The sequence below is a fragment of the Streptomyces beigongshangae genome (genome assembly GCF_019710745.1).
Lineage (GTDB): Bacteria > Actinomycetota > Actinomycetes > Streptomycetales > Streptomycetaceae > Streptomyces > Streptomyces beigongshangae.
Genome location: NZ_JAHKJW010000008.1, coordinates 1 through 19,599 on the forward strand (window position 1 = coordinate 1; position 19,599 = coordinate 19,599).

Annotated in this window: 15 protein-coding genes and 1 pseudogene; 8 read left to right on the forward strand and 8 right to left on the reverse strand. The window is 72.8% G+C overall.

Annotated features, from left to right (window positions below; genetic code table 11):
• Positions 1–289: 289 nt before the first annotated feature.
• Positions 290–2,485 carry an OmpL47-type beta-barrel domain-containing protein gene (locus KM933_RS08085; protein ID WP_221349944.1) on the reverse strand — a complete coding sequence of 732 codons (2,196 nt, stop codon included), beginning with the start codon at positions 2,483–2,485 and terminating at the stop codon, positions 290–292.
• A 65-nt stretch (positions 2,486–2,550) separates the two neighbouring features.
• A complete protein-coding gene (locus KM933_RS08090) occupies positions 2,551–5,058 on the reverse strand; it encodes a ThuA domain-containing protein (RefSeq protein WP_221349678.1) in 2,508 nt (835 codons plus the stop codon).
• A 314-nt stretch (positions 5,059–5,372) separates the two neighbouring features.
• Here KM933_RS08090 and KM933_RS08095 point away from each other — a divergent pair, with 314 nt between their 5' ends.
• Together KM933_RS08095 and KM933_RS08100 are read left to right on the forward strand one after the other, a co-directional pair.
• Entirely contained in the window at positions 5,373–6,323 is a 951-nt protein-coding gene (locus tag KM933_RS08095; RefSeq protein ID WP_221349946.1) for a multicopper oxidase domain-containing protein, read from the forward strand.
• A 206-nt stretch (positions 6,324–6,529) separates the two neighbouring features.
• A complete protein-coding gene (locus KM933_RS08100) occupies positions 6,530–7,582 on the forward strand; it encodes a LacI family DNA-binding transcriptional regulator (protein WP_221349681.1) in 1,053 nt (350 codons plus the stop codon).
• 308 nt (positions 7,583–7,890) lie between these two features.
• On the opposite strand, the gene KM933_RS08105 is transcribed toward KM933_RS08100, so the two are convergent.
• Complete coding sequence (locus tag KM933_RS08105) at positions 7,891–8,793, reverse strand: helix-turn-helix domain-containing protein (protein WP_221349683.1); 903 nt, start codon at positions 8,791–8,793, stop codon at positions 7,891–7,893.
• Positions 8,794–8,859: 66 nt separating this feature from the next.
• Here KM933_RS08105 and KM933_RS08110 point away from each other — a divergent pair, with 66 nt between their 5' ends.
• Positions 8,860–10,401, forward strand: coding sequence for an alpha/beta hydrolase (locus tag KM933_RS08110; protein ID WP_221349685.1), 1,542 nt, complete (start codon positions 8,860–8,862; stop codon positions 10,399–10,401).
• Between the two features lie 338 nt (positions 10,402–10,739).
• The gene (locus tag KM933_RS08115) at positions 10,740–10,985 is read left to right on the forward strand and encodes a WhiB family transcriptional regulator (RefSeq protein WP_173894502.1); all 246 of its coding nucleotides are present in this window, start codon (positions 10,740–10,742) and stop codon (positions 10,983–10,985) included.
• Between the two features lie 148 nt (positions 10,986–11,133).
• Here the strand turns inward: KM933_RS08115 and KM933_RS08120 are convergent, their stop codons facing one another.
• From KM933_RS08120 to KM933_RS08130, 3 genes are all read right to left on the reverse strand, one after another.
• Positions 11,134–12,114 carry an acyl-ACP desaturase gene (locus tag KM933_RS08120; RefSeq protein ID WP_221349688.1) on the reverse strand — a complete coding sequence of 327 codons (981 nt, stop codon included), beginning with the start codon at positions 12,112–12,114 and terminating at the stop codon, positions 11,134–11,136.
• A 212-nt stretch (positions 12,115–12,326) separates the two neighbouring features.
• The gene (gene ddaH / locus KM933_RS08125) at positions 12,327–13,103 is read right to left on the reverse strand and encodes a dimethylargininase (RefSeq protein WP_221349690.1); all 777 of its coding nucleotides are present in this window, start codon (positions 13,101–13,103) and stop codon (positions 12,327–12,329) included.
• A 346-nt stretch (positions 13,104–13,449) separates the two neighbouring features.
• The gene (locus KM933_RS08130) at positions 13,450–15,084 is read right to left on the reverse strand and encodes an ABC-F family ATP-binding cassette domain-containing protein (protein ID WP_221349692.1); all 1,635 of its coding nucleotides are present in this window, start codon (positions 15,082–15,084) and stop codon (positions 13,450–13,452) included.
• 313 nt (positions 15,085–15,397) lie between these two features.
• On the opposite strand from KM933_RS08130, the gene KM933_RS08135 reads away from it, so the two are divergent.
• The gene (locus KM933_RS08135; RefSeq protein ID WP_221349694.1) at positions 15,398–16,066 is read left to right on the forward strand and encodes a GOLPH3/VPS74 family protein; all 669 of its coding nucleotides are present in this window, start codon (positions 15,398–15,400) and stop codon (positions 16,064–16,066) included.
• 180 nt (positions 16,067–16,246) lie between these two features.
• On the opposite strand, the gene ssgD is transcribed toward KM933_RS08135, so the two are convergent.
• Complete coding sequence (gene ssgD, locus KM933_RS08140) at positions 16,247–16,663, reverse strand: spore wall synthesis regulator SsgD (RefSeq protein WP_221349696.1); 417 nt, start codon at positions 16,661–16,663, stop codon at positions 16,247–16,249.
• Between the two features lie 279 nt (positions 16,664–16,942).
• Between ssgD and KM933_RS08145 the strand changes: the two are divergent.
• From KM933_RS08145 to mmpA, 3 genes and pseudogenes are all read left to right on the forward strand, one after another.
• Positions 16,943–17,271, forward strand: a pseudogene (locus KM933_RS08145) (beta propeller repeat protein); the annotation flags it as partial.
• A 69-nt stretch (positions 17,272–17,340) separates the two neighbouring features.
• Entirely contained in the window at positions 17,341–18,030 is a 690-nt protein-coding gene (locus KM933_RS08150) for an endonuclease V (protein ID WP_221349698.1), read from the forward strand.
• Between the two features lie 186 nt (positions 18,031–18,216).
• Entirely contained in the window at positions 18,217–18,366 is a 150-nt protein-coding gene (mmpA, locus tag KM933_RS08155; RefSeq protein ID WP_221349700.1) for a morphogenic membrane protein MmpA, read from the forward strand.
• 7 nt (positions 18,367–18,373) lie between these two features.
• Here the strand turns inward: mmpA and KM933_RS08160 are convergent, their stop codons facing one another.
• Entirely contained in the window at positions 18,374–19,564 is a 1,191-nt protein-coding gene (locus KM933_RS08160; RefSeq protein ID WP_221349702.1) for a saccharopine dehydrogenase family protein, read from the reverse strand.
• Between the last annotated feature and the right edge of the window lie 35 nt (positions 19,565–19,599).

Here is a 19,599-nt window from a genome sequence, read left to right on the forward strand (position 1 = left end):
GGGCCGGGGACCGCGCGGGCCCGGTTCGCCCGCAAGGGGCAGTCGGGAGGGGCCGTTCGGCCCCGTCGTCAGGTCCCCCCACGGGACCGGCCGCACCCGCCGGCCGCCCGGGGGTGCCGGGCGGGCCGAAGCGGGTACGGCCGGGCAGGGCCGGGGAGGACGGCGACCCTGCGACTGTGCGGGGGCCGTGGTCCCCGGGGGACCACGGCCCCCGGGGAGCCGCGGCCCTCGGGAGCCACGGCCTCCGGGGGAGCCACGACCCCTCACGGGCCGGAGCTCCCCCCGGGGATCACAACTCCTTGATCCGGACGTCCCGGTAGGACACCACGTCCGTCGTGCCGTGCACCTGGAGCCCGATGTAGCCGGAGGCGAACCGCCGCCCGTCCGTGCCCGGGTCGTCCGAGCGGGGCGGGGTGAAGTCCTGGCCACCGGTGTTGTCGAACTCGTTGATCAGCACACCGTTGCGGTAGATCGAGTAGTGCTGGTCCACCACGCGGATCTCGTAGTCGTTCCAGGTGCCCTTCTGGGTGACACCGGCACCGGCCAGGCCCACCCGGTCGAAGCCGTAGACCGAACCGGTCTTGTACATGTCGCCGGTGGGACTGTCGAACTCCTGGATCTCGTGCCCGTACTTGATGGCGACCCACTCCGGCCGCGACTCCTCCGGGTGGCCGTGGACCTGCGGGAACCGCACGAACACACCGGAGTTGGCGTTCGCCGTGCCCGGCGCGTCGTCGCGCCACTGGAGCTTCAGCGAGAAGTCCCCGTACTTGCGCTCCGGGAACCACAGCATGCCCAGACCGGCCCTGGAGGTGCCCGAGGTGATGGACCCGTCGCCGTTCAGGCCGAACGAACCGCCGCCCACGTGCTCCCACTTGTCGAAGGACGCCTGCGTACCGTCGAGGATCGTCCGGTACCCCTCGGTCTGGCCCGGCTCACCGATGCCCGACTGCTTGGCCGCCTGGTTGATCAGCCTGTACTCGCGCTGGACGAGGACACCGTCGTCGAGGAGGGCGTCCAGGACCTTCTTCACGTGCTTGAGGAACAGCGCGTGGGACGTCCACTCCTTCTCGTCCTCGATCAGCTCGTTGATGCGGCACCGGCTGTTGGTGATCCGGTTCGGCACACCCGAGTCGACCGTGCCGACGAAGACCGTCAGCCGCTCGTCGTACTCGGCGCAGTTCGGCGCCGGCACCCCGCCGCCCGGGGCGACGGTGAAGCTCACCGTCCGGGCGTCCGAGGTGTTGCCCGCCTTGTCGCGGGCCCGGTACGCCACCGTGTGCGCGCCCGCGCGGTCGACCACCACGGGGGCGGTGTACGCGAGGTACGGGCCGCCGTCGAGCGAGTACTCGATCGCCGCCACGCCCGAACCGCCGTGCGCCTCGGTGGCGGTCACCGTCACCTTGGCGCTGTTGATGTACGCCCCGGCCGCGTTCTTCGTGCCCTCGACGCTCACGCCGGTCACCGGGGGAGTGGTGTCCTCCACGGGCGGCGGCACGACGGTGAACGACACGGACTTCTCGGCGGCCGCGTTGCCCGCCTTGTCCGTCGCCCGGAACCGCACCTTGTGCGCGCCCGTCTCGTGGACCATCACCGGGGCCGTGTACGGCTGCCAGGCACCGGAGTCGCCGAGCGCGTACTCGATGGTGTTGACGCCGGAGCCGGTGTCGGACGCCGTCACCGTGACGGTCGCCATGGACACGTACTCCCCCTGCGGGTTCCGCTCACCGCTCACCGCGGCCGACGTGTCCGGCGGTGTCCTGTCCTCCGTCGACGGGGCCGCCACCGAGAACTCCTCGGTCTTCTCCGCGGAGAGGTTGCCCGCCTTGTCGAGCGCCCGGTGGCGGACCTTGTGGGCGCCGACCTGGTCGACCACCACGGGCGTGGTGTACGGCTGCCAGGCACCCGCGTCGCCGATCGCGTACTCGACGCGCTCCACGCCCGAACCGGCGTCCGTCGCGCCGATCGTCACGGTCGCCGAACCGACGTACGCGCCCTCGGCGTTCTTCACCCCGCTGACCCGGGCGGAGGTCTCCGGCGCGGTGGTGTCCTCGCCGGTGCCCTCCGTGACCACGAGGATGCCCTGCATCTGACCGTGGCCGGGGATGGTGCAGTAGTAGCGGTACCGGCCCGGGGTGAGCGTCACCTCGGCCGTGTGCCGGCCGCCCTGGTCGTCGTTCGGGTTGGCCAGGATGTTCAGCGGGACGTCGTTCTGGTACTCCGGGTCGGACACGTCGAACGTCAGCGTGTGCGGCATGCCCGTCGTGTTGCCGGTCGCCTCGCTGTTCTCGAAGACGATCGTCGTCGGGCCCGCGACCGCCGTGGCGGGCGCGGACGCGTACTTGTCGATGTCGTTCCCGGCCGTCCAGGTGAGCGTCTGCGCGGCGGCGGCCCTCCCGGACGGGGTGCTGTCGCTCTGGCCGGACGCCGAGGTGGCCGCGAGGCCCAGCACCATCAGCAGGGACGCCAGCAGCGCCGTCCACAGCCGGCCGGTTCTCCGGCTTCCCGGCCTTCCCGGCCTTCCCGGCCTTCCGGTGTTCGCCGTGCTCGTCACTGCGCCTCCCGGGCGAGCTGGTCGGCGGCGGGAGTGGGGCCGCCGCCCTTGTACGTCACCTGCCACAGCGCGGACCTGGAGTCCGAGGTGAAGAAGCCACGGCCGTAGTCGAGGACGTACAGCGTGCCGTCCGGGCCGAACTTCCAGTCCATGAGGTTCTTGATGCCGTCGTTGCCGATGGGCACGATCTTCTTCAGGGACTCGGCGTGCACCGGGATGCCGCCCTGTCCGGTCGTCTTCGGGTCCAGGAGCACGGCGTGGCGCGGCTGGTCGGCGTCGTAGAAGTCGCCGACGAACCACTTGCCGTCCCAGTACGCGGGCCACTTCGCGGCGCTCGCCGAGTTCTCGTCGTACCGGTAGACGGGCCCGTCCATGGCCGCCTGGCCGCCGCCCTTCAGCCACGGCAGCAGGAACTTCTGCTCCGCCGCCTTGTACGACGGGATGCCGTTCGCGTCACGCGGGAAGTCCGGGCCGCCGCCCTGGGGCGAGTACCAGATGGTGTTCGACGTGACCGGCGGCAGGTTCACGAGACCGTCGTTGTTCGGCGACTCGTTCTTCGGCGCGTTGCAGTCGTACCAGCCCAGCGGCTTCGTCGGGTCGGGCAGGTTGCGGTCCCGGTAGGGCTGCTTGTTGCCCATGCAGTACGGCCAGCCGTGGTTGCCCGGCTCGGTGATCGCGGCGAACGTGTCGTACTTCGCCGGGCCCCAGGTCGTCGAGGGCGACCCGGCGTCCGGGCCGACCCAGCCCGCGTACAGGGTGTCCGTCTTCTTGTCGACGGAGATGCGCGCCGGGTTCCTGACGCCCATCACGTAGATCTCGCCGCGCGTCTTGCCGCCGCCCTCGGCGGTCTCCTCGCCCGTGAAGAGGTTCCCCTCGGGCAGGGTGTAGGTGCCGTCCTGCTCCGGGTGGATGCGCAGGATCTTGCCGTTCAGGTTGTTGGTGTTGCCCGCCGTGCGGCGCGCGTCCGCGAAGGAGACGCCCTTGTAGTTCGGCTGCGGGTTGTTGCCCGAGTAGCCGTCGCTGAAGCCGCTGGAGTTGTTGTCACCGGTGGCGATGTACAGGTTGCCCTTGGAGTCCCAGGCCATCCCGCCGCCCGCGTGGCAGCAGCTGTGGATCTGCACCGGCCACTTCAGCAGGACCTTCTCGCTGTTCAGGTCCAGCCTGCTCGTCCGCGAGCTGTACGTGAAGCGGGAGACGTACCGCTCCGCCATCCGCTTGTCGCGGTCGATCCGGGAGTGCGGCGTGTAGTGCAGGTACACCCAGCCGTTCTCCGCGAACCGCGGGTCCAGCTCGATGCCGAGCAGGCCCTCCTCGACCTTGGTCAGCTCGTCGCCGCCGCCCTTGTTGCCGAAGACGTCGAGCGTGCCGGCCAGCGTGACCTTCCTGCTCTTCGGGTCGTAGACGTGGATCTCGCCCCTGCCCTTGCCGATGTCCGGGTCGTTCCAGTCCGTGACGACCGGCTGCGAGGAGTCGGCGCCGCCGCGGCCGATGTAGAACACCCGGCCGTCCGGGGCGGTGACCAGGCCGTGCGGCTCGCCGATCTGGTCGTTCTGTCCCGGCTGGTTGGGCTGGGTCAGCCGCTCCGCCTTGTAGTTCGAGTTGATGGTGGCCTTGCAGTCGGCCTGCGAGATCCGGGTCGTCCAGGCGAGCGCGCCGCGCAGGTGCGAGCGGAACTCCGTCTCGTCGTACGAGGACTCCGTGCCGCCCATGCCGGTGTAGAAGGACCGGCCTCCGTCGTAGTCGCGGCACCAGGAGACGGGGTGGTCGGCGCCGTTCGCGCCGGTGCCCGGCTGGTACGTCGACTCGCGGACCCGGGCCACGGTGTGCACGTCGCCGGACGGGTTCTTGGCCCAGTCCAGCCACCGGTCGGGCCGCTTCCACTGGAGCGGGAGGTCCTGGGTGGCCGGATGCCGCCGGTCCCCGACCTCGACGGTGGCCCGCTGCACGTTCGTCGGGCCGCCGGCCGCGGGACGGGCGCCGACGAGCCCGGTGAACCAGTCCGAGTACGGCTCGGCGCGGGCCGCGTCATGGATGCCGAGGAAGCCGCCGCCCGCCTCCATGTACGCCTCCAGACCGGCCTCCTGCTCCGGTCCGAGGACGTCGCCGCCGCCGGTCAGGAAGACGACGGCGTTGAAGCGGCCGAGGCGCGTCCCGTTGGTGAAGACCGAGGCGTCGTCGGTGGCCGTCACCCTGAACCGTCCGGCCGCGGGACCCGTCTGGCCGATCTCCTCGATCGCCTCGATACCGGCGTTGACGACGGGCGACTCCTCGCCGTCCGCCGCGGACCCGTGGTAGATCAGCACCCGGACGTCGGAACTACCGGGGGGCGACGTGATCGACATCGTTGTCAGCGGTGGCTCGGGCGCCGGGCGCGCGCTGACGGCAGGACCCGACAGCACACCTGCGGCGACGACTCCGGCGGCCACCGCGGCCATCCGGCCTCTGCGTCTGTTTCTGGCCAACTTCCTTACGGGCAGTGGCGTTTGATGCGGTGTGGGCCGCATGTGGTCACCCCATCCTCCTCGGTCACAGCAACAGCGCCATGGAAGCTAGACCTTTTCGCGGAGGTCGCCAATAGCTATGACCGGGATCGCACGAACTTTGTCCTGAGTGTGGATAAACGAAGGCGATGCCACTACCGTCTCACCAGTTCGTCTCCGCCACGCGGTTCCGCCAGATCCGTCAAGTCTGTTGATCGCATTGCAGGTTGGGAGAGTTCGGCATGGGCACCACGGACGACATGGGCGCCACGGGCGCGAAGGGCATCACGGGTGCGGGCGCCGCGGACGCGACGGACCGGCGTGGCTTCAGCCGTCGGATGATGCTGGGCGGGGCTGCCGTGGCCACGGTGGCGACATCGTTGTCACTCGTCGCCGCGAAGGACGCCACGTCCGCCGACAGCGCCGCCGGCGCCGACGGGGCGGCCCGTACCGCCCCCGCGGGCGGCGAGGTCAGGCACCTCAAACTCTACATGGAGAAACTCCCCGACGGCCAGATGGGCTACGGACTCCAGAAGGGCGCGGCCACGATCCCCGGCCCGCTGATCGAGCTCAACGAGGGCGACACGCTGCACATCGAGGTCGAGAACACGATGGACGTGGCGGCGAGCCTGCACGTGCACGGCCTGGACTACGAGGTGTCCAGCGACGGCACGAAGCTCAGCGGGTCGCACGTCGAGCCGGGCGGCACCCACACGTACACCTGGCGCACCCACGCCCCGGGCCGCCGCAAGGACGGCACCTGGCGGGCGGGCAGCGCGGGCTACTGGCACTACCACGACCACGTCGTCGGCACCGAGCACGGCACGGGCGGCATCCGCAAGGGCCTCTACGGTCCGGTGATAGTCCGCCGCAAGGGCGACATCCTCCCCGACAGGACCCACACGATCGTCTTCAACGACATGACGATCAACAACAGACCCGGCCACGACAGCCCCGACTTCGAGGCGACCGTGGGGGACCGGGTCGAGTTCGTCTCGATCACGCACGGCGAGTACTACCACACCTTCCATGTGCACGGTCACCGCTGGGCCGACAACCGCACCGGCATGCTGACCGGCCCCGACGACCCGAGCCAGGTCATCGACAACAAGATCGTCGGACCCGCCGACTCGTTCGGCTTCCAGGTGATCGCGGGGGAGGGTGTCGGTCCCGGCGCGTGGATGTACCACTGCCACGTCCAGAGCCACTCCGACATGGGGATGGCGGGCCTGTTCCTGGTGAAGAAGGCGGACGGCACGATCCCGGGGTACGAGCCGCACGAACACTGAGCCGCTCCACGGGGAACCGCGCCCCGCTTTTCAGGGGTGCGGGGAACGGCGCGCCCGGCCACGGCGCACCCGCACCCGACGTGCAGTCCGTTCCCAGGGGCGTGAGGAACCGCGCACCCCCCTTCCCGCCCGCTCGGGAGCGCTCTCAACGACCGGTCGAACGACGGCTATCCTGATCGGCAACCGCCGCCCTGAGGAGCCCCGAGGTGACCGAGCAGTCGACAGAGCCCCGCCCGACGCTGGAGGCCGTGGCCGCCCGGGCCGGAGTCTCCCGGGCCACCGTGTCGCGCGTCGTCAACGGCGGCGACGGCGTGCGCGAACCCCTGGTCGAGCGGGTCAGGCGCGCGGTCGAGGAACTCGGTTACGTCCCGAACCAGGCAGCCCGCAGCCTCGTCACCCGCCGGCACGACGCGGTCGCCGTGGTGATCGCCGAACCGGAGACCCGGGTCTTCGCGGACCCCTTCTTCGCCCTGCAGCTGCGCGGCATCAGCAAGGAACTCACCGCCCACGACTCCCAGCTCGTACTGCTGCTCACCGAAGGGCGCGACGACCACGCCCGCGTGGCGCGCTACCTCGCCGGCGGCCACGTCGACGGCGCGCTCGTCTTCTCGCTGCACCTCGACGACCCGCTGCCGGGCCTGATCCGCGGGGTGCCCACCGTGTACGGGGGACGCCCCGGCTGGAGGGACGGGTCGCGCGGCGCGGTCTACGTCGACTCCGACAACAGGGGCGGCGCCCGGGAGGCCGTCCGGCACCTCGTCGGACTCGGACGCAGGCGCGTCGCCCACATCACCGGCGCCCTCGACCAGACCTCGGCGGTCGACCGACTCGACGGATACCGCGACGTCATGGTGGACGCCGACCCCGGGCTGACCGTGGAGAGCGACTTCACCCTGGGCGGCGGGGAGCGGGCCATGCGGGAGCTCCTGGACCGCTGCCCCGACCTGGACGCCGTGTTCGCCGCGAACGACCTCACCGCGGCGGGGGCCCTGCGGGTGCTGCGTGAGCGGGGGCGGCGGGTGCCGCAGGACGTCGCCGTGGTCGGCTTCGACGACATGCTGCCGTTCACCGAGCAGGCCGATCCGCCGCTCACGACGGTCCGGCAGGACATAGAGGAGATGGGGCGGCTCATGGCGAGGCTGCTGCTGCGCGGACTGGAGCGCACGGGGGCCGCGTCCGCGCGGGCGGGGGAGGACGTGGCGGAAGCACCTTCCAGCGTCGTGCTGCCCACGACGCTGGTCCGGCGGGCCTCCGCGTAGCGCCCGCCCGGCAGGGACCCGCACCCGGCGCGGGGCGCGGCGCTGCGCTGCGCGCCCACCGGGGCCGTGAAGCGACGGGGACTGCCGTCACGGGCCGCGCCGGAGACGCCGGGCCGGGCGTCGGGACGTACGTCGTCGCAGTCGTACGGGAAGGCGTACCCGACCGGGAAGGCGTACCCGACGGGCGGGGCGGCGTGCACGACACGCGCCCGGTGGTCGGTGGCCGGGTCCGTGCAGCAGGCGGACGTGGCCGTATGCCGACGCCGCAGGAGACGCCCCGCCGCCGGTGGCGGCAGCCCTGCGCAGGCTCAGCCCTCCACCGTGCTCGTGGCCAGTGCCCCGCGCAGCCAGGAGTCCGCCCCGCCGAGGGTCAGGCCGGGCGCCGACTGCCCGGCCAGCTCCCAGTAGCGGGTCATCACGGGGTGGTCCTCCACGGTGAGCCGGGCCGCGAGGTCGCGCCGGAAGGCGGGGCTGTCGTGGGTTCCGGCGGCACGGGCGTGGGCGGTGACGTAGCAGTCCAGCGCCTCACCCGGGCCGGGGGCGCCGCGACCGGCCCGCAGGGCGGCGTCCACCAGCCGGTACGCCTCGTGCAGACCGCCGTAGAGCAGGTCCGGGTGCGCGACGCCGGCGGGCCGGTGGGACACGAGGCAGTGGTCCGTGGCGGCCGTCGCGAGGGCGTGCAGGCGGGCGAAGGCGAGCACCTGGTCCGGAGTCGGGTCGGCCGGCGGCTGCGGGACGGCCGCCTCCGTGACGGCACCGCGCAGCCGGGCGGAGAGACGGACCGGCAGCAGGCGGCGCCAGTAGTGCGCGAGGGCGGAGGTGTCGGGCGGCACACTGACCGCCCCGATCAGTTCCAGGCGTTCCGCGAGCTGTTCCGGCGTGCTGTCCTGGACGGCACGCAGCGCGGCCTCGCGCCAGCGCATGGCGGCGAGTTCGGTCCCGAGACCGGCCAGCCGGCGTGCCACGACGGCCTCCAGGGTGTCCCCGCGGTCGAGGAGCCGCCCGATCTCGGGAACGGGCACGTCGAGCGAGCGCAGCGCGCGGATCATCCGCAGCCGGGCCGGCGCCTCGGGACCGTAACGGCGGTGGCCGCCGGCGCTGCGTGCGGCTTCGGGCAGCAGGCCCTGGTCGGAGTAGAAGCGGACGGTCTTGACCGTGGTCCGCGTCCGCGCCGCCAGTTCGCCGATGCTCAGGGTGCCGTCCGGGGCCAAGGGTTGAACCTCCCTCAGGGGGAGTTCCTAGGTTACCCATGACGAACCCACCCCCTGGAGGTACCGATGTCCGTGTTCATCCTGGTCTCCGGTCCGTTCACCGGCGGACGGATCTGGAACGAGGTGACCGGGCGGTTGCGGGAGGCGGGCGCCGAGGCGCACCCGGTGACGCTGAGCAGGGAGGCCGGAGCCGATCTGGAGACGCATGTCGAGGACGTGGTCCGGCTGATCGACTCCCTGGGGCCCTCGAAGTCGTCCGGGGAATTGGTGCTGGTCGGGCACGACTACGCCATCCATCCGGTACTGGGCGCCGCGGACCGCCGTCCGGAGCGGGTCGCGCGGATCGTCCACCTGGACGCGGGAATGCCGCAGGACGGTGAAGCGGCGCTGGCCCTGGTGCCGGACCCGGCGGTGCACGAACTGCTGCGTGCGGAGGGCGGTCCGGGGCCGGTCCCGCCGCCGGACCCGGCGCAGTGGCAGCGGTGGGGCAGCACGGAAGGCCTGTCGGCCCGGCAGCTGGAACTGCTGAGCCGGCAGGCAGCCCCGCAACCGCCGCGCACACTGACACAACCGCTGCGGCTGACCGGCGCCGCCAGTGCCGTCCCGGTCAGCGGCATCCTGTGCACGGCGGGAGGGACGACCCTGGAACTGGTCGAGGCGCTGGTACGCACCGGTCCGCCGCAGTTCCGGAAGCTGGCCGATCCACGAGTCGGTTTCTTCGAACTGGCCACGGGTCACTGGCCGATGCTGTCCCGCCCGGACGAACTGGGCGCACTGCTGCTGCGCGCGGCGGCGGGCGAAGGGCACCGGCTGACCGCGCCCGAGGGCGAGTCCCCGCTCGCCCGGCCCTTCCTCTTCGACCCCCCGGAGCACCCGCGGGTGCGCACCGGACGCGTGGACCTGCACTTCCCCGAACCGGAACCCGAACCCGAACCCGGATCAGGACCAGGAGCAGCACCGGAAGCGCACGGGCCGTGGCCCGCGGTGCTGTTCGTGCACGGCGGTCCCGTGCCGCCCGACGCCGGTCCCGCGCCGCGCGACTCACCCTTCTACCTCGGTTACGCCCGCTGCACGGCGCAGCTGGGCGCGGTGGGAGCCGTCGTGGCGCACCGACTGCACGGCCTCACCGACTACGCGCGGGCCGCGGACGACGTGGCCGAGGCTCTCGAACTGCTGCGGGCCGACCCGCGCGTGGACGCCCGGCGCGTCGCCCTGTGGATCTTCTCCGGCGCGGGACTGCTCGCCGCGGACTGGATCACCGACCCGCCCCCGTGGCTGCGCTGCCTGGCCCTCACCTATCCGATCCTGGCCCCGCTCCCGGGCTGGGGCGCGGTAGGTCCCCGCTTCGACCCGGTCGGCGCGCTCCGGGCCGGCGCCGGGACGCCGCCACCGCTGGTGCTGACCCGGGCGGGCCTGGAGACACCGCAGATCGCCGCCACGGTGGAGGAGTTCATGACAGCGGCGGAGGAGACGAAGACCCCGGTCCGGACGATCGACGTCCCGCACGGCCGGCACGGCTTCGAGACGCACGGACCGACGGACGAGTCCCGCGAGGCCGTCTCCCGGGCTCTGCGTACGGTGCTGACGCAGCTGCGTCAGCCGCTGTGATCCGGTCCGCGTGGACGCCGAGTGGCGGACGGCGGACGGCGGCCGGTCGGTCGGGGGGCCGGCCGGTCGGGTGGCCGGTCGGCCGGACGGTCCGGAGCGACGGCTGTGGATCCGCAGCGCATCACCGTGTGTCACGTCACCTCAGCGCACCTCACCGCACATCGCATCACGTCGCGGCGCGCCGCTGTGCGCCCGCCCGGCGCCGCGGGCATCATCGGGTCCGGTGGCACCCCGGACCGCGGACCGGCGCAGGCCCCGGCGTACGGGAGCCGGCGGGGCGGGCACGCGTTGATGCGGCGTTGATCGAACGTTTTTCGACACGCGGCACGATCGCCGGCATGCGCAATGACACCACCGCCGCAGCCGACCTCTCCTGGCAGGAACAGGCGCTGTGCGCCCAGACCGGATCCGAGTTCTTCTTCCCCGAGCCGGGCAGCTCGGTGCGGGAGGCGAAGCAGATCTGCGGAATGTGCGAGATGCGCTCCGCGTGTCTGGAGTACGCGCTCAGCCATGACGAACGCTTCGGTGTCTGGGGCGGCCTGTCGGAGAAGGAGCGACTCGTGCTCCGGCGCGCCCAGCACTGAGGCGCCGCCGGCCGGTGGCCGGTGTCGGTGACACGACGCGGGCCCGGATGACGGCGCACGAGGGACGCAGACGCCCTGCCCGGGCGCGCGGCATGCACGGCATGCACGGCATGCACGACACCGGGGCAGGGCGCGACGCGGAGCGGGGTTACATCGCGGCGGCGCGGGCCGCCATGCGGGCCTTGCGGGTCGCGAGCTTCTCGTCGAACTTGAGGGCCTCGGCGTCCAGGCCGTTCATGTAGAGGCCGAGCTCCTCCTGGGCCTTGAGTCCCTCGGGGCCCAGACCGTCGAACTCCAGGACCTTGAGGTGACGCAGCACCGGCATCAGCACGTCGTCGTGGTGGATGCGCATGTTGTAGACCTCGCCGATCGCCATCTGGGCGGCGGCGCGCTCGAAGCCGGGCATGCCGTGTCCGGGCATCCGGAAGTTGACGATGACGTCCCGCACGGCCTGCATGGTCAGGTCGGGGGCGAGCTCGAACGCGGCCTTGAGCAGGTTGCGGTAGAAGACCATGTGCAGGTTCTCGTCGGTCGCGATGCGCGCCAGCATGCGGTCGCAGACCGGGTCGCCCGACTGGTGCCCGGTGTTGCGGTGCGAGACGCGGGTCGCGAGCTCCTGGAAGGCGACGTACGCCACGGAGTGCAGCATCGAGTGGCGGTTGTCCGACTCGAAGCCCTCACTCATGTGCTGCATGCGGAAGGCTTCCAGCTGGTCCGGGTCCACGGCGCGCGACGCGAGCAGGTAGTCGCGCATCACGATGCCGTGCCGGCCCTCCTCGGCGGTCCAGCGGTGCACCCAGGTGCCCCAGGCGCCGTCGCGGCCGAACAGGGAAGCGATCTCGTGGTGGTAGCTGGGCAGGTTGTCCTCGGTCAGGAGGTTCACTACCAGCGCGATGCGGCCGAGCTCGGTGACCTTGGACTGCTCCTTGCCCCATGCCTCGCCGTCCTCGAAGAATCCGGGGAAGTTGCGACCGTCGGACCAGGGCACGTACTCGTGCGGCATCCAGTCCTTGGCGACCTTCAGATGACGGTTGAGTTCGGTCTCCACCACTTCTTCCAGCGCGTACAGCAGGCGGGCGTCGGTCCAGTCGGAGGACGGGCTGCCGAGATGGGGAGAAGTGATCGTCACGGTTGCTCCAGGGGGACGGAAATGCTGAGCGGCAATACAAACCTACGGCATCGTAGGCTACGTACCCGTAGGTTACGATGCCGTAGGTTAAGCGCGCCGTAAGGAAGGCTGATCGGCAGAGATCTCTCCGCAAAGCCCCATGCCATGCATACGGGCCCGTTCCTCAGGCGGACGCGCAGGTCCCGGGGCCGTACGGGCGGTCCGCCGGGGTGTCAGTCGTACAGCTCCCGCAACCGTACCGAGAGGCATGTCACACAGCCTTCGAGCTTCTCGAACTCGCTGATGTCCACGAGGACGGGTTCGAGACCGAGGCCGGCGAACAGGTCGGCGGTCCTGGGCGCGCTCGCCGCCATCAGGAGCTTGCCGCCGCCCAGCAGGACGACGTGCGAGCCGGACTCCTCCGGCACCGCCAGGAAGCGCGGGAACAGCGAGGGCGTGTCCACCAGCGGCCCGTACCCGACGACCGTGCCGTCCGGCAGGGCGGTGACGGCCGACTTCAGGTGCAGCACCCGGCTCACCGGCACGGCGACGACGCGGGCGCCGAGCGGTTCGAACGCGGCCCTCAGCTGCTGGATGCCGGCTCCGTTGGTGCGCCCGCCGAGACCCGCGTAGACCGTGTCGCCGACCTTGAGGACGTCGCCGCCCTCGAGGGTGCCCGGTTCCCACACCCAGTTCACCGAGCAGCCGAGCCGCGCGACCGCCTCCTCGACCCCGGCGGTCTCCTCGCGCCGGGACTCCGCGCCGGGGCGGCCGATCAGGGCCACGTTGCGGAAGACGACCACCGCGTCCTCGACGAACACGGAGTCGGGGAGGTCGTCGGCGGGCTCCACCTCGACGGTCTCCCAGCCGTGGGTGCGCAGCGCCTGCGCGTACGCCTCCCACTGCTCGGCCGCCAGGGCGGCGTCGACGGGAGTGCGCTCCAGGTGCGTGACGAGACCTTCGGCCAGGCGGGGACCGGGACGGCGGACGAGGGCTTTCCGGCTGGGCACGTACGGGTCTCCGTCTCGGCAGGGTGTGTTCCCGCACATCATGCAGCCCGCGCCGGGTGGGCGACAGCCTTTCGCGGTGCGGGGGAGGAGAGGGGATCGTGGCGGACGCGCCCGCATCCGCCCCGTGGTGGCGCCTGCGGGTGCGTGGCGGGAGGGTGAGGGTGCGCGCGGGCCGGCCGCGCGGTTCCCCGCGCCCCTTCAGGGGCGCCCCACGAACCGCCGCAGGTGCTCCGCCGTGAACGACCCCCGCGCCCCCAGCAGCTCCCGGGGCGTCCCCGCGAAGACGACCCGGCCTCCGGCCCGGCCCCCGGCCCCGTGCCGCTCCGGGGGGCGAGCGCCGCCTCGTTCAGCAGCCGGGATGCCCGACAGCCTCCGGCGTGATTTCCCGCAGTTCCCCCTCCAGCAGCAGCCAGCGCGTGATCCCGATCGACTCCAGGAACGGGATGTCGTGGCTGGCCACGATCAGCGCTCCCTCGTACGACTCCAGCGCCGTGGTCAGCTGCCGCACGCTCGCCATGTCGAGGTTGTTGGTCGGCTCGTCGAGCATGAGGAGCTGCGGCGCCGGCTCGGCGAGCATCAGCGCGGCCAGCGCCGCCCGGAAGCGTTCGCCGCCGGAGAGCGTCGCCGCGGGCCGGTCGGCCCGGGTGCCCCGGAACAGGAAGCGCGCGAGCCGCGCCCGGACCCGGTTGTTGGTGGCGCCCGGCGAGAACCGGGCCACGTTCTCGGCGACCGTCAGCCCGTCGTCGAGCACGTCGAGGCGCTGGGGCAGGAAGCGCATCGGCACATGGGTCCGCGCCTCCCCGGAAACGGGTTCCAGCTCCCCGGCGACCGTCCGCAGCAGCGTCGTCTTGCCCGCGCCGTTGCGGCCGACCAGCGCGACCCGCTCGGGCCCGCGCAGATCGAAGGAGCCCACCGCGCCCGCCCCGTACGCCAGTCGCAGGTCCAGGAGCGTGAGGACCGTACGACCCGGCGGCACGGCCGTGTACGGCAGGTCGACGCGGATCTCGTCGTCGTCCCGCACGGCGTCCACGGCGTCGTCGAGCCGCTCCTTCGCCTCGGCGAGCTTCTCCTCGTGCATGATGCGGTGCTTGCCCGCGGACTCCTGGGCCGAACGTTTGCGGGCCCCCATCACGATCTTCGGCTCGCGCTTCTGCTCGAACATCTTCTGGCCGTACCGCTTGCGGCGGGCCAGCTTGACCTGCGCGTCGGCCAGCTCGCGCTTCTGCTTGCGCAGATCGGACCCGGCGACGCGGACCATGCGCTCGGCCGCCTCCTGCTCGGTGGCGAGGGCCTCCTGGTACGCCGAGTAGTTGCCGCCGTACCAGGTGACCTCGCCGGAGCGCAGGTCGGCGACCTGATCGACCAGGTCCAGCAGTTCGCGGTCGTGGCTGACCACGACCAGGACGCCGGGCCAGGCCTCGACGGCCGCGTACAGCCGCCGGCGCGCGTACAGGTCGAGGTTGTTGGTGGGTTCGTCGAGGAGCAGCACGTCGGGCCGGCGCAGCAGCAGCGCGGCCAGGCGCAGCAGGACCGACTCGCCGCCGGAGACCTCGCCGGTCGTGCGGTCCAGGCCGATGTGGCCCAGGCCCAGTTCGCCGAGCGTCGCCAGGGCGCGCTCCTCGACGTCCCAGTCGTCGCCCACGACGTCGAAGTGCTCCTCGGACACGTCACCCGCCTCGATGGCGTGCAGCGCGGCGCGCCTGGCGGCGATGCCGAGGACCTCGTCGACCCGGAGCCCGGTGTCGAGCGTGACGTTCTGCGGCAGCCGGCCCACCTCGCCCGTGACGCGGACGGTGCCGCCGGTGGGGGTGAGCTCCCCCGCGATCAGCTTCAGGAGGGTCGACTTCCCCGATCCGTTGACGCCGACGAGTCCGGTCCTGCCGGGACCGAACGCCACCTGGAGGTCGTCGAGGACGGGAGTGCCGTCGGGCCAGGCGAAGGACAGGGAGGTGCAGGTGACGGAAGTGGGGGCACTAGACATACGGGCCTCGCAGTGCTGGATGCGGTCAGGACGACACGTATCGAGACACCGTGGGGCGGCGACGGCCGGAAGGACGGAGTCCTCCGGGGCTTTCGCGGGACGGGGAGAAGCCCTGTTCCGCGGGACGGCTCGGAGCCGAGGTCGCACGCTGCGCCCACACGGATACGTGTGCGACGCGGTGTCTCATGACCTCAGACGAGCAACGTCCTTCTCCAATCGGCGGCGACAGGACCGCTCCAAACCGTAGGAGGGGGCCGTGTCGCTGTCAACGGATTAACCTGCCCCCCGATCCCGACCGCCCGAAGGAGACTCTGTGCTCAACGGTCCGCTCTCGCTGCCCGCCCGTCTCTACCTGCTGGCGTGGGACACGACGAAAGGCAAGGTCACCGCCGCTTCCCAGGTGCCGCACCTGGTACGGGCCGGTGCCCTCACCGAGCTGGCGCAGCGCGGGCTGCTGGCCGACGCGGACGGCGTCGCCACGCCCACCACCCCCGACGGCCGGACCGGGGACCCGGCCCTCGACGGGCTCCTGGAACTCGTCGAGGAGTCCCGGCCGCACAAGTGGAAGACCTGGGTCACTCTGCGGGCCCGCATCACCCTGGACGCCGTGGAGGCGCAGCTCGCCGCCGACGGCTATCTGCGCGCGGAGAAGACACGGGTGCTCGGCGTCTTCCCGTCCGTGGACTACGAGATCGACCGCGTGGCCGTCGTGGAGGGGCTGCGCGAGGAGGCGCGCCTGGCGCTGACGGGACCGGTGCCGGTGGAGGAGGTGTCCGCGCGGGACGCGGCACTCGTCTCCCTGGCCGCCGCGGCCGAACTCCGCACGCTCCTGTCGGCCGAGGAGCGGCGGCGGTACGAGGCCCGCGTCGCGGCCCTGGCCGAGCGCAGCGGACCGGCGGCCCCGACCCTGCACCAGGCGGTCCAGGAGGTCAGATCGGCGGTGGCGGCGGCGGTGACGATGACGGCGCCGCCGGGGGACTGACCGCCGCGGCGGCCGCGTCTCCGCGCCGGTCGACCGCGCCGCTCCCCGTGCCGGACGGGAGCTGCCGGGCACGGGCACGTACGAGCCGCCGACCCGCGCAGACCCCCCGACCCGCGGCTTCGCCCGAGCCGATCGAGCCGACCGCGTAGGCCGCGTGGGTCGCTTCGGCCGCGTCGGACGTCAGCAGGGGTCGCGCAGCAGTTCGGCCAGGTCGTGGTCCAGGTCCTGGTGCAGGTGCTCCAGACCGACCGGCACCAGCTCCGTCGAGCTGTCCAGGAAGTGCCGCAGTTCACCGGCGCGCACATGGATCACCGCGGTGCCCTCCGGAGCGTGGAACTCCAGGACGATGCGGTCGTACCCGTACGGCCGCACCCGCACGTCCCCGTGTCCCACCTCCTCCTCCAGACCCGAGGCGAGCAGCTCGCGGGCGAAGGTCCAGCACACCTCCACGCCTTCGAGCGTGGACGGGGCCGGGAAGGACATGCGGACGGCGAAGGGATCGCGCGGGTCGTAGCCGAGTGTCGCGGGAATGCTCGGCATCCGCGGCGCGGCGGCGACGAGGCGGGCCTCAACGGGCTGCTCGATAACGGTGGACAACGCCTTGCTCCCTTGTGACAGACGGACGAACTGCGGACGGATGAGCCGGGCACTTGTAGAGACGCCGGAACGGGCCGATCCGTGCCTGCGAACGCGCATGAACTCCGAGTGACCTCTGTCACCGCCTTTCAATCACAGGAGTGATCGCTGATTTCCCGGTGACCACCGGAGTCCTCCGGGGCGTCCGGACGTCACCGGGGGAGTGGGCCAGCTTCGCCCGCCATGAGGGGCACGGGGAAGACGCGACGCACGAAACGCAAGGAATTCATGTGCACGACCTTCCTCGGCCGGAGGCACGGCATCGCGGTGGGCGGTGACCACCGCGCCGGCCGGGCATCGCCCCGGGCGGCCGCGACCAGCGGCGACGGCGGCCGCACCTGGACCGCGGCCGCCACCCCGTCGCCGGCCCACCGCTCCGGTGTCACCTGGCTCCCGCACAGCCGCGCCGCCGCCCTCGCGGTCGGCCCCACCGGCACCGACCTCACCACGGACGGCGGCCGGACCTGGCGCACGCTGGACACCGGCTCGTACGACACCGTGGACTGCGCCCCGACCGGGCCTGCTGGGCCTCCGGCGAGAAGGGCCGGGTGGCACGCCTGAAGCGCTGACACGGCCACGCCACCCGCGCCGCCTCGGTCGCCGGGCGTCCCGGCGGCCGGTCTAGGCTCGACGCCATCATGACGACCGTACGCATCCCGGCGGGCTGGCCCGCCACCGAGGAACGGGCCCGGGCCGTGCAGGACGAGTTGCGGGGGAGGGTGGTCCTCGACGAGCCGGGACCGCCGCCGGGCACCGGCCGGGTGACCGGGGTCGACGTGGCGTACGACGACGAGCGCGACGTCGTCGCGGCCGCGGCCGTCGTGCTCGACGCGGCGACCCTCGACGTGGTCGCCGGGTCGACGGCCGTCGGCCGGGTGCCCTTCCCGTACGTCCCCGGGCTCCTGGCGTTCCGGGAGATCCCGGCCGTCCTGGCCGCCCTCGAAGGGCTGCCGTGCGCACCGGGCCTGGTGGTCTGCGACGGCTACGGGCTCGCCCACCCCCGCCGCTTCGGTCTGGCGAGCCACCTCGGCGTCCTCACCGGCCTCCCGACGATCGGGGTCGCCAAGACCCCGTTCGCCTTCGCGTACGAGGAGCCGGGCGCCCCGCGCGGTTCCTCCTCCCCGCTGCGCGCGGGCGAGGAGGAGGTCGGCCGGGCGCTGCGCACCCGGGCGGGGGTCAAGCCGGTCTTCGTCTCGGTCGGCCACCGGGTGACGCTGGACACCGCCTGCGCCCACACGCTCCGTCTCGCCCCGGACTTCCGTCTGCCGGAGACGACCCGGCACGCGGACGCGCTGTGCCGCCGGGCGCTGAAGGAGGCGGCGGCGTGAGCGGGTGCGGACCTGCGGCCGGCCCGTGCTCCGCTGCGGGCTCCCCGACCGCGTCGGAAGCCGGGCGGGACCGCGTTCCGGGCCGGTGACCGCGTCCGGCGGTGTACCGGCCCGGTCCCCGCTGAGTAGGTGTCCTGAGTATCCGTACGGATGCCGGACCCGGCCCCGACCGGCAGGCTGGGCCGCATGACGACGACACACCGTGCCCCGAAGCCCGCCGCCGGCCCCGGCCGGCCCGTCGGACGTGCCGTGACGGCCGGCCTGGTCCTCTCGGTGGTCACCGGGATCGCCTGGACGGCGGGGATGGTCCACACGGTCATCGGGTGGCGGCTCTGAGCAGCCCCTACCGCTCCGCGGCGACCCGGAAACCGATCCCCGCCGACCGCAGCCGCCCGATCAGCGACTCGCCCATGGCGACGGCCGTCGTCACCTGCCCCGAGGCGGCGGGGAGGTCGTCGAGGGCGAGACACAGCGCGGACTCGGCCAGCATCTTCGCCGTGTCGCCGTAGCCGGGGTCCCCGCCGGACACCTCGGTGAAGACCCGCTTGCCGCCCCCCTCGCCGACGAACCGCACCGAGAACCAGCTCCTCGCCCGCCTCTCCTCGTCCGGCCCGTCCCCGGGCCCGATCCGGTCCGACAGCCGGCGCCGCACGGGCGGCACCTGCGCCGCGGCGAGGAGCGCCCCGGTCGCGGCCGCCGCGCCGAGGGCCGAGGGCAGGGTCCGGACCGCCGCGTAGTGCCGGTAACGGAAGTCGGGTCCGTACCGTTCCAGCGCCCGCGCGGAACCCCGTACGATCCGCGCGTCGACGGTGGGCAGCGGCAGCGCCCACGCGCCGACCTCCCCGGCGTAGCGCGGAGCGCCCGGCGACGCGTGCACCCGGCGCCCCACCAGCCGCGGCTCGTGCCGCTCGCGGTCGCGTGCGGCGGCGAGCAGCCGCCGTCCGCGCGCGAACTGGTTGAGGGCGGAGGCGAAGGTGCCGCCCGAGAACATCGCCCCGACCCGCACGAACCCGTCCACGGTCAGCGGCACCCCTTCGGGGAGCTGCCGGACGGTGTAGTAGGCGCCCAGGTCGTGGGGGACGGAGTCGAAGCCGGCGGCGTGCACCAGCCGGGCACCGGTCTCCCGCGCGCGTGCGTCGTGGCGCACGTACATGAGGTCCACGAACTCGGGCTCGCCGCAGAGGTCCAGGTAGTCGGTGCCGGCGTCCGCGCAGGCGGCGACCAGTTCCTCGCCGTGCTCCAGGTAGGGGCCGACGGTCGTGGCCACCACGCGTGTGCGGTCCGCGAGCTCCCGCAGGGAGGCCGGATCGGTGACGTCGGCCCGCAGGACGGGCAGCCCGGCGCAGGCGGGGTCGATCTCCGCCAGCCGCTCCCGCAGCCGTTCCAGCTTCGCGGTGTCGCGGGCCGCGACCGCCCAGCGGAGCCCCCGGGGGGCGTGGGCGGCGAGGTACTCCGCGGTGAGCGCTCCGACGAACCCCGTGGCCCCGAAGAGCACGACGTCGTACGCGCGCTCCGTCCTGTACTGCCTGCTCATGGCACCTCTCAGCCGTCCGGCCCGCGCCGTTGCGG

What these genes read in the sequence shown, in the direction of transcription:
- KM933_RS08130 (WP_221349692.1), bottom strand. Translation starts at nt 15,084, where the DNA reads ATGTCTAGTGCCCCCACTTCCGTCACCTGCACCTCCCTGTCCTTCGCC.
- KM933_RS08160 (WP_221349702.1), bottom strand. Translation starts at nt 19,564, where the DNA reads ATGAGCAGGCAGTACAGGACGGAGCGCGCGTACGACGTCGTGCTCTTC.
- KM933_RS08095 (WP_221349946.1), top strand. Translation starts at nt 5,373, where the DNA reads ATGATGCTGGGCGGGGCTGCCGTGGCCACGGTGGCGACATCGTTGTCA.
- KM933_RS08090 (WP_221349678.1), bottom strand. Translation starts at nt 5,058, where the DNA reads ATGCGGCCCACACCGCATCAAACGCCACTGCCCGTAAGGAAGTTGGCC.
- KM933_RS08150 (WP_221349698.1), top strand. Translation starts at nt 17,341, where the DNA reads ATGACGACCGTACGCATCCCGGCGGGCTGGCCCGCCACCGAGGAACGG.
- mmpA (WP_221349700.1), top strand. Translation starts at nt 18,217, where the DNA reads ATGACGACGACACACCGTGCCCCGAAGCCCGCCGCCGGCCCCGGCCGG.
- KM933_RS08110 (WP_221349685.1), top strand. Translation starts at nt 8,860, where the DNA reads ATGTCCGTGTTCATCCTGGTCTCCGGTCCGTTCACCGGCGGACGGATC.
- KM933_RS08115 (WP_173894502.1), top strand. Translation starts at nt 10,740, where the DNA reads ATGCGCAATGACACCACCGCCGCAGCCGACCTCTCCTGGCAGGAACAG.